Source organism: Streptomyces sp. NPDC033229 (genome assembly GCF_055576875.1).
In genome coordinates, this window is sequence record NZ_JBVIQR010000103.1 from 1 (window position 1) to 7,678 (window position 7,678).

Sequence of the window (7,678 nt, forward strand, 5' to 3'; positions counted from 1 at the left end):
TGGGTAACAGCGTCTCGGAGGAGGGGCTGCTCATTGATTCCGACCCGCAGCAGGACATCACGAAATGGACTGTTCTGCCTGAGATCACGCGTGACTGATCACGCGGTTTGAACCGTTCCCGCTGGTCGGGGGACTGCCGACGTGGGGTAGGTGGTCTGGCGGGTGAGGCGACGGGTCATGAGGGCGATGGCGGCGAGGGTGAGCATCGCTTCGGAGTGCTCGGGCCGGGTCTCGTAGTCCCGGGCATTCCTGCGGGCGTGAAGCCACCACGCCAGGCTGCGCTCCACGACCCAGCGCCGCGGCAGGAGAACGAAGCCTTTGGCTCCTTCGGGCCTGCTCACGGTCTTGATCGTCAGGCTGAGGAAGGACTTGGCCCAGTCGACCAGCGTTCCCGCGTAGATGGAATCGGCCCAGACGACGGCGATCTGGGGATGCATGAGACGCAGCCGGAGGAGGATCTCCTTGGCTGCGACGGCGTCGTGGGTGCTGGCCGGCGTCACCATGACGAACAGCAGCAGCCCTTTCATGTCACAGACGATATGTCTCTTCCGGCCCGGCAGTTTCTTGCCCGGATCGAACCCGGAGGTGGATCGCGGGACGGTGGCGGCGACCTTCACGGACTGCGAATCGATCACCGCGGCGACGGGGTGCGGGGAGGCGCCCATGGCGAGACGGACCCGGCGCCTGAGCTGGTCACGGATCAGGTTGAAGACGCCGGCCGCGCGCCACCGGCTGAAGAACCCGAAGACCGTCTGGAAGGGCGGGAAGTCCGCCGGCAGAGCCCGCCATTTGCAGCCCGTATCCACCACATACCGAATGGCATCCACGATCTGCCGACGAGGCCACCTCTCCGGGTGACCGCCCGAGGGTAACTGGCAGGCGGGCGTGGGCAGCAGCGGCTCCAGCAAGGCCCACTCTCCGATGCTGGTGTCCGAGGGATAGCGGCGTCGGCGCATCCCGTACTCCTCAGAACCCGTCCCCGCGAGGCGGGGATCAGGCGATCAGGTCGAGGGTGGACTCGACGGAGTTGAGCTGGGCCACCATGTGACGGACCCACTTGTCCTCGGGGGTGAGTGCGGCGTGCGGGGTGACCGTGCCCGTGATCAGCCTGCGGATCTCGGTCAGTTTCTCGCGGATCACTCCCACCTCATAGGCCTGCAGGACGTCACCGTCGGCGGTGAACTGATAGCCGTCGGCGCGCGTGTAGATCAGCGGCGGCCAGCCCTTCTCGGCGATGACGTCGCGCAGCATCGCCAGCCCGGACCGGACTTGGCTGCGGGTCAGCTCAGTGGCCCGGACCAACTGCGGCATGTGCAGGCCGACGGGGCGGGCCGACATCAGCACCCGCCAGATGGCCTCGGCGTACTCGCGGGCGGCATCGCCCTTGCGCCGCGATCGACGCGGCACGGCTACTCGCCCCGCAGCAGCTTGGCCAGCTCCTCGTCCATGTCCAGATGTCCGCTGTCGACGGCGCTCACAATCCACTCGCAGGTCGCCCGGACACGGTCGACGTTCTTGTGGATCAGCTCCCGCTCGTCCTCGGACAAGCGCCGTCCGCGCATCTGGGGCACCAGGCGGCCGGTCGCGGCCACGAACTTGTGGCAGGCCCCGATCAGATCCAGGAAGTCGATCGTCCGGTCGAGCTGCCTGACGACCGGCGCGACCGGGCTCTCCGGCTGCCCGGGGACCGGTTCGGCCGCGTCGGCCTGGTGCCACCGGTCGGTCTGGGCCTTGTTGAACAGGTGCCTGGCCGTGTCATCACCGGCGGCCCGGAAGGCGACACTGGGGCGGCGCAGGAAGTCGGTGGCCACGCGTGCGGCGACCTGGTCGTCGGCCGCCAGGTCGTGGATGGCCTCGACCTTCTCCTGCGGGGTCTGCGGGCTGTCCACCCGCCACCCGACCTGGCGTTTCGCCGCGTCCTGCGTCCACCGCGGCATTCCGTCACGCGGGTGCCGGGGCGGGTTCTTGATCCGCTCGAAGCGGTCATCGAGCTTCTCCAGGATCCGGTGGATCTCGAAGGAGACGCCCGCGATCCGGTGCTCGGCGGGCCACTTGCTGGCCGTCTGCCGGTTGAGGCGGACCTGGTTGTAGGGGACGCCGATGTCCTCGGCGTACAACTCCAGGGTCTCCTGCACCCCGAGCAGTTCCTCACCGGCCGCCGGTAACGAGCCGCCGTGCGGCCGCATCGGCTCTATCTCCAAAGCATGGTCACCGATTTTGAACTGGATCTTCGTATCGACCTCGACGAGCTTCCGGTCCTCGGCGATGATCTCCTCGTACCGCGACCGGGAAACGCTCCCGACCTTCGTGCTCGCGGGCATGACGCCCACCACCCCTCAGCACGGGATGCCGGCGCTCCCTCCGCCGGCGACAAGTCCCGGCCTCTGCCCGCAGCATCCCGCCGGCCGAGATCCATAGCAACCCCATGGCCAACGCTGCCACGTACAGCAGGTTGAGCCGAAGCTCAGTATTTGTCACCGGGAGTGCCGGATGAGCTGGCGAATGGGACCGGCCTATGCAGTCCGGTTGTCACCAGCGAGGCACGTTGCTTGTCACAAATTCTCATTCAGCAGCCCTTCTGCCACCAGTACCGAAGATCGGGAGTCCCTGGTCGTCTGAGGCGATTCCATGAAGTCATGGCGGGAACACACGCTGGGCTGGGAAGGGTGATGTAAACCGCTGGCACCGGGGCCGTACGGTCGCATCAGTGCAGCTGGGAGAGCCTTTTCGTGTCGACGGACGTCAACACGGGCAGGCCCGGCCTTGAGCTTGCTCACCAGGGACAGAAACCAACCGAAGGGGGCGCGGGGTGCGCCAGATCGGCCTGTACTACCCCTACTTCCATGTACGCGATGACGCCTGGCTCAAGGCCGCTGCGCTCTATCTCCCCCAGGTCGCACGGGTGCGGCCGCCGAGGTACCCGGTCAGCGACTCGCCGACAGCTGCGGCCCTGCGCCAAGAACTCGACTTTCTACTCGACGTCGACCCAGGACCGCAGGCCGCTGCTGTCGCACGGGAATTCGAGACCCTGGTGGACCAGGAGGAAGAGCTCCTGGTGGAGCGGTACCGCCTTCCTCCGTGGCCGCCGGAAATCGGAGGAATCGGGGACCCCTGGTTTCTGGACGAAGGACGTTTCGCCTGGATCCACACCTCACAGCTAGGGGTCCCAACCCCGGAGGAATGGAGCCCACCGACGACGTTCCTCGGCCGCCTGAACGGCCTGCAGCTGATAGAGCAACATCGCGCCGACCCCCTGTCGGGGGTACGCGATGACTACCAGTGGATCGGCATGCACCCCCACCTGGTTGCCATCTACTCATGTGCCCTGGCCAGCCGGATCGCCCAGGCCAACGCCCTGATCCCAGTAACCGAGGACCCACAGATGTTTGCCCTACCCGGCCAGGGCACAGCCCAGGAGATGAGTGCAGCCTTGCTGCACCCGGCCCTCCCGCAGCCGACCGAGGGCGAAGCCGCGACGCTGTACGCGTGCGCGGCTGTGCGCGCGGTGCTGCCCGCGGACATCCACCACATCCCCGTCGACAGGATCATCCGCGCCCGGCAGGTCCTCTCCGAGGAGTTCGAAGCCTTCCGCGCCCACATCGAGGGGCTCAGCGAGGAGTTCGCCCTGCTGGCGGACATCGAAGACTCCGCGATCCTGCGTGCCTGGCTGGAGTCCATGATCGAGCGCGACCTGACCAAGCCCACGCATGAACTCGAACGCGGACTGCGAGCGTTGGGCATGGAGCCCGTGCGGGCCGTCTTCGGCCTCAAAACGCTGGAACTGCCCGCGATCGCGGCATTGACCGCCCACGCCTTGCATCTCTCCCCAATCGCCGGGGCCGGCGGTGCGATCGCCCTCCAGCTGTTGACCTCGGCACGCACGGCGCGGCTCACAGCAGCCACACAGCGCACCAGCGCGGCTGGATACCTTCTCGGTCTGCGCCACGAAATCGAGCCGGCCAGCGTCCTGGCCCGCATACGGCGCGGGTTGCGCGCCCACCGGTGACCAAGTGCCGCAGACCCTTGGCAAGTATGGCGACGCCCTCCTGCGATGGGCCTACGCGGTGACGATGACGGGAATCCCTCACAGGTTCAAAGACGGGTTCTGACACACAGAGGCGCTATCAGGTCATGATCCGCCCGGCCGGAGCCTTGGGAACCAGCCCCGGCGGTCGGGCAGAACAACACGAAGACAGCCCAGCAGGGCGTCAGTCAGTGGCTGGGCCACGACCGCCGGAAGCCGCTTACGAGTATCAGTGTCAGTGGAGCGCGGTTGAATCCGCGGTGTGCTTGCGTTAGTTCATTCCCGAGAAGAGAACCCCGTGCGCAGGTTCCTGCAGCGGTACGCCGTACCGAGCCAGGCAGCCCCGGGCGTTGGTTTCGTCTACGTGATCGCGTTTTGCGGCCCGGGCGCCTACGTGAAGGTCGGCTCCACTGCCGCTCCCCAGACCCGTCTTCTGGCCCTTTACTACGCTGCTCGTAGCCAAAGACTGCAGCTTGAAGGCCTGTGGCTCTCCCCCGCTCACCCCGACTACCAGATCATCGAGAAACGCGCCCTGACTGCCTGCCGAGCTATCTCGCCCTCAGCCACCCCGCGCAGTGAGTACTTCCCTGGGCTGTCGTTCGATCACGCACGGCGGGAGACGGCCAAGGCTGCGTACGGCTTCCGCGACCGTCTCTTTCCCTGCAGCTGGCCCAGCGAGATGGTGGCCGGCCAACACGAAGTCCTGCCTCACGATTTGCGCAGGCGAGTCGAACGAAGGCCGCCAGGCCCAGGCGACGCCTTCCGTATCCACTTCGCCCTGCAGCGTCGTTTCGCACGAGGCACCGCTCGGACGCGCTTCCTGCGGCGTAACCGTGGTGAAGAACAGCAAGGCGACCTGCTTCGTCTTCCACACTCCGAGAGTTGACCCGCTGCGTGAGCGGCACAGGGCATGCGGCCTCGCCCATGCAAATGCTGGGCTGCACCCGCGCTGCAACCCGAGGACCACCACAAGGGCCACGAGCAGCTCCTCGGCGGCGACCGGTGCAGCCCACCGGGTAGCAACGTGCCCACCACGGCGAGCAGCACGACCAGGAGCAGCGGCATCCCGTTGCTGCAGGCCCGCGCCTCACACCGCGCCGCGCCCACCTGGGGAAACGGGCTGTGTTCCTCGCAGGGGCAGCCGGGATCTTCGGTCTACAGGACGGTGCCGTGCAGGGCCCGGCGGTCGCCGGACATGGCGTAGCGGCGGGCGGCGAGGCCGTGTTCGAGGGGTTCGCCGATCTGCTCGCACAGCAGCGCCAGGACGTCGGCGGCCTCGGTGTCGGAGAGGTAGGCCGGCGCGACTTCGAGCATCAGCTCCCCGATCGCGTGGGTGCTGGCGGCGAGGTCGTCGACGACGCGGCGCAGCGCGGCGACGGTCGGGTCTGCCGGCGGTTCGGCGGGCGGCGGAGGCGGTGCCGTGCGGACGTGGCGGACGGCCTGGCGGACCACGGCGCGCACCGTGTCCGTCCCGAGGGCTTGGAGGCCGCTGTGGGCGAGCGTGGCGAGTCGGCGGGTGATCACTCCGCGACGTCGTCGGAACGGGCGGAGACGGCGATCAGGGCGCGCTGGGACAGCCCGTAGTCGAGCGCGGCCGCGGCGGCCGGGCCGGTGTCTCGCGTGCGAGACGGATCGGCGTGGGCCGCGACGGCGCCGTGGATCGCGGCGAGGGAGCGGGCGACGTCCAGGAGCCGATACGCCTGGGCGCGGCTGATGCCGAACTCCGCGTTGCAGTACGACTCCCAGCTGCTGTGCCCGAGGGGGAGCCAGATGCGGGCGGCGTGCGCGTCGCAGACCCCGGCGGCGAGCACCGCCACGGAGCGCCGGACGTCGTCCATCGCCTCGCGCAGCCCGGCCGTCACCTCCCGGGCCTGCGCCGCGGTGAGCGGCGGCCGCGCCGGTTCGGCGCTGTGCTCCTGGTCCTCGTCGTGCTCGCCCACGACTCCATCGTCCTCCGGGTCGGCGGGCATCACCAGGGCGTGCGGGAGCACCGCCGGGAGTTCTGCCACACCCTCACAGCCTCGCAGCTCACCTCGTCTACCTGGGGAAACGGGCTGTGAGCCTGTCAGCCTCACAGCGTGACACCGTGCGGGGCGCGGGTCTGTCACGCTGATCCGCGACGGCGGGCGCGGGCCCGCTGCACGAGGCGAAGGGGGCCAGGTGGCGGGGATCGAGCGGGAGCCGGCGGAGGTGCGGATACCCAAGGCGGCGCTGGACGCCTTCGCCGCGGCGCTGAGCGTGCGCACCGTGGCGATGCGGACGTGGCCCGACGGCATCGAGTGGATGTATCCGGTGGGCGCGTGGGACGAGGCGCACCTGGAGGTCGCGCTTATGCCGGGCGGCGAGGAGGTGTGGCTGCGGGTCTCCACCGACCGCTCCAGCGTCGCCGTGTGGACCATCGAGCAGTGGTGGGCCTTCTCCGGGGAGCTGCCCGGCGCGACGCCGCCGCCAGCCTGAGACGCGAGGCCCACGGCGGGTTCGGCTGGCGCACGGACAGCGGAGGTCGGCGTGGCCCCGGTGGGCCCGGGTCGTTGAGCATCCAGCCGCACCGCAGGCCCTGCGGTGGGCTGACCGCCGTGCAACGCGAACGAGGACCGATGCCGAAGAAGCCCGCCCACGACCGGGCTGCGCGCTCATCTGGCCCTCCCGGCGGGTCGTCACCTCACGGTACGCGCGCCGGATCGCCATTGATGCGGTCATGGACAGGTCGCTCCTATGGGGTGAGCGGCGGGGCTGAGGGCCAGGCTGTACGGCCGGGGCTCAGGTGGACCGTGAGGGTGTCGCCGTCGGCGGTGGTGGCCAGGTAGGCGGAGTGGGCCAGGAGCGCGGGGACGACGGCGGCGCGCAGCGCGTCGGCGGCGCCATCGGCCGGGGCCGGGGCGCCGGCCGGGTTCTGGAACGCCTCGCCGTCGGCACCGGCCTGAAAGGCGAGTACCCAGGTGCGCCCGGCCGCGGTGAAGACGACGTCGCCGCGGGGGCCGGAGTCGGTGACTTGGCTGGTGTCCGGGTGGGCCTCCAGGACGTCGGCCAGGCGCACGGCCTCGTCGTCCGCGGCGGTCAGCGGGCTCTTGCACGGTCGATGGGCGGACAGACTGAGCGGCGCGGTTGACCGGTTGAGCGCCTCACCTGGCCACAGTAGGTTCCCGGTCGGCTCCGAGATCGAGGCGCATAGCATCCCGAAGCCGACCGAGCGCATCCTCGTACTCGGCACGGCCACCCGAGTACGCCTCATCTCCAGCGAGGGTGCCGGCTGCGGCGAGGTCCCGCACATCACGTAGTCGGCGAAAAGCGTCCTCGGAGGCGACGAATACGTTCGATGCTGCCATGATCGACATCTGGTAACGCACGCCATAGCACGGAGCGAAGCTGGCACGGGCGGAGCGCTCTCGCTCGACTGAGCTCGCGGTCTGGTTGCGGGCCAGGCTGCGGAAGTCGTTGCGGGCCTGGGAGAGGCACGTGAGGTACTCGCTGTACAGGACACGCCGTGCGCTGATGAGGCGGTCATCCTGCTCCCGTCGCCAGCGACTGCGGTCGAGCAGCGCGGCGGAAGCGGTCGCGATTACTGAGACTGAACTCGTGTTGTCGCAGTGAGTTATCTGGGGTTCGGGGTGAGCCCTGTCTCGGTGAGGCAGCCTTCAAGGAGGGCGGGCCGGT

General features: G+C 69.0%; 9 protein-coding genes. 3 read left to right on the forward strand and 6 right to left on the reverse strand.

The features are described 5' to 3' along the window. Window positions 1-98: 98 nt before the first annotated feature. Genes ACZ53N_RS35535 through ACZ53N_RS35545 form a run of 3 tightly spaced genes read right to left on the reverse strand, consistent with a single transcriptional unit; the run spans window position 99 to window position 2,321 of the window. Window positions 99-956, reverse strand: coding sequence for an IS5 family transposase (locus ACZ53N_RS35535; protein WP_469144881.1), 858 nt, complete (start codon window positions 954-956; stop codon window positions 99-101). 37 nt (window positions 957-993) lie between these two features. Further along, the gene (locus ACZ53N_RS35540; protein WP_469144882.1) at window positions 994-1,407 is read right to left on the reverse strand and encodes a RacP protein; all 414 of its coding nucleotides are present in this window, start codon (window positions 1,405-1,407) and stop codon (window positions 994-996) included. Between the two features lie 2 nt (window positions 1,408-1,409). After that, window positions 1,410-2,321: a DUF6192 family protein gene (locus ACZ53N_RS35545; RefSeq protein ID WP_469144883.1), complete on the reverse strand. Its 912-nt coding sequence runs from the start codon at window positions 2,319-2,321 to the stop codon at window positions 1,410-1,412. A 488-nt stretch (window positions 2,322-2,809) separates the two neighbouring features. On the opposite strand from ACZ53N_RS35545, the gene ACZ53N_RS35550 reads away from it, so the two are divergent. Together ACZ53N_RS35550 and ACZ53N_RS35555 are read left to right on the forward strand one after the other, a co-directional pair. Next, complete coding sequence (locus tag ACZ53N_RS35550) at window positions 2,810-4,006, forward strand: DUF6236 family protein (protein WP_469144884.1); 1,197 nt, start codon at window positions 2,810-2,812, stop codon at window positions 4,004-4,006. A 316-nt stretch (window positions 4,007-4,322) separates the two neighbouring features. Continuing rightward, window positions 4,323-4,910, forward strand: coding sequence for a hypothetical protein (locus ACZ53N_RS35555; RefSeq protein ID WP_469144885.1), 588 nt, complete (start codon window positions 4,323-4,325; stop codon window positions 4,908-4,910). Window positions 4,911-5,179: 269 nt separating this feature from the next. Here ACZ53N_RS35555 and ACZ53N_RS35560 read toward each other — a convergent pair whose 3' ends face one another. Together ACZ53N_RS35560 and ACZ53N_RS35565 are read right to left on the reverse strand one after the other, a co-directional pair. Beyond that, a complete protein-coding gene (locus ACZ53N_RS35560) occupies window positions 5,180-5,548 on the reverse strand; it encodes a hypothetical protein (RefSeq protein ID WP_469144886.1) in 369 nt (122 codons plus the stop codon). Beyond that, window positions 5,545-6,033, reverse strand: coding sequence for a hypothetical protein (locus tag ACZ53N_RS35565; RefSeq protein WP_469144887.1), 489 nt, complete (start codon window positions 6,031-6,033; stop codon window positions 5,545-5,547). The genes ACZ53N_RS35560 and ACZ53N_RS35565 overlap by 4 nt, the downstream gene beginning before the upstream one ends. Before the next feature lie 151 nt (window positions 6,034-6,184). On the opposite strand from ACZ53N_RS35565, the gene ACZ53N_RS35570 reads away from it, so the two are divergent. Beyond that, window positions 6,185-6,481: a hypothetical protein gene (locus tag ACZ53N_RS35570; RefSeq protein WP_469144888.1), complete on the forward strand. Its 297-nt coding sequence runs from the start codon at window positions 6,185-6,187 to the stop codon at window positions 6,479-6,481. Between the two features lie 256 nt (window positions 6,482-6,737). Here the strand turns inward: ACZ53N_RS35570 and ACZ53N_RS35575 are convergent, their stop codons facing one another. Continuing rightward, on the reverse strand, window positions 6,738-7,256 hold the full coding sequence (locus ACZ53N_RS35575; protein ID WP_469144889.1) for a hypothetical protein: 519 nt from the start codon (window positions 7,254-7,256) through the stop codon (window positions 6,738-6,740). Between the last annotated feature and the right edge of the window lie 422 nt (window positions 7,257-7,678).